Source organism: Ideonella azotifigens, assembly GCF_006519715.1.
Classification (GTDB): domain Bacteria; phylum Pseudomonadota; class Gammaproteobacteria; order Burkholderiales; family Burkholderiaceae_C; genus Ideonella; species Ideonella azotifigens.
Map to the genome: position 1 here is coordinate 1 of NZ_VIDT01001121.1, position 1,198 is coordinate 1,198.

1 protein-coding gene is annotated in these 1,198 nt (G+C 69.7%); it reads right to left on the minus strand.

Features of this window, described 5'->3' with window-relative positions; translation table 11 throughout:
• Window positions 1-1,150: alkaline phosphatase family protein (locus FKP22_RS31040; protein WP_141292016.1), on the minus strand; the 1,150-nt coding region annotated here is incomplete at its 3' end.
• Window positions 1,151-1,198 lie beyond the last annotated feature (48 nt).

A 1,198-nucleotide genomic window follows, 5' to 3' on the forward strand; every position in this document is an offset into this window, starting at 1 on the left:
GGTGCCGGGCGCTGAAGTCCAGCGCGTGGGCGAAGTTGGTGGAGGTGCTGCCGCGCACGCCCAGCGGCTCGAAGCCGAAGCGCCAGGCCAGCATGTTGAGGATGGCGTTGGGGTCGAACGGTGTCGACTCGACATGCCCACGCCGCGCCTTCGGGCCGATGGCCACGCAGGGCACGCGAATGCCCAGCCGGCCGTCATTGCCGGTGGCGGCAAACTCCTCGGGCGAGACCGGGCCGAACGGCGGCGCGACGTGGTCGAAGAAACCGCCCCACTCGTCGTAGTTGACGATCATCAGTGTGCGCTCCCAGTTCGGGCTGGCGCGCAGCGTGTCGTAGATGTCGTTCAGGAAGGCCTGGCCGTCGCGGATGTCGGCATACGGATGGTCGTCCCGCGAGATGCCCATGCCGGTGCCCAGCAGCGCCGGGTCGATGTAGCTGACGGCCGGCAGCCGGCCGGCCGCGGCGTCGCGCTTGAACTCGCTGAAGCGGCGCGAAATGTCCAGCTGCGCGGCGCCCCACAGCGCGGTGACCGGCACGTCGCTGAAGTAGTAGCGGCCGCGCAGGCCGGCGGCCTTGAGCCGGTCCCAGATGGTGGGCAGCTTCGAGATCGCGAAGGTATTGGTCACGCGGTCGGTCTGGCCTGCGTGCATGTAGATGCGGTTCGGGAAGGTGCAGGACAGGATGCCGCTGAAGTAATGGTCGCAGATGGTCCAGTGCTGGGCGCAGCCGGCGTAGAAGGGCAGGCTGCCTGCCGTGTAGTAGCCGATGGGGAAGGTGTCGCCCGCGGGCTGGGGCTTCAGGAAGCCGTCCATCGCGCCGTCATTCACATCGCCGCGGCCGGCGCCGTAGCTGTGGTCGGGGTCGGCGCTGCTGCAGTTCTGGAAGTCGGGCGCGAGGTCGTGCGTCTGCCGCCAGTGGCCCGCGGTGTCGGCAAAGCTCAGGCCCGCCTGCCGGCCTTCGGCGCCGGGCACCCAGCCGAGGAAGTGATCGAACGAGCGGTTCTCCATCATCACGATGACGAAGTGGTCGATGCCGCAGTCCTCGGGCGCCGGCAGTGGCTGGGTGGACGGGCCTTTGGCAGACTCGGCGGATGCCGCCGACGCCGGCTGCGCCAGCAGCGCGCCGGTGGTGGCAGCACCCGAGGCGGCCATGCCCGCAAGCAAGCGACGGCGCTGCGGATCCTGGGGTGACGCAGAAGA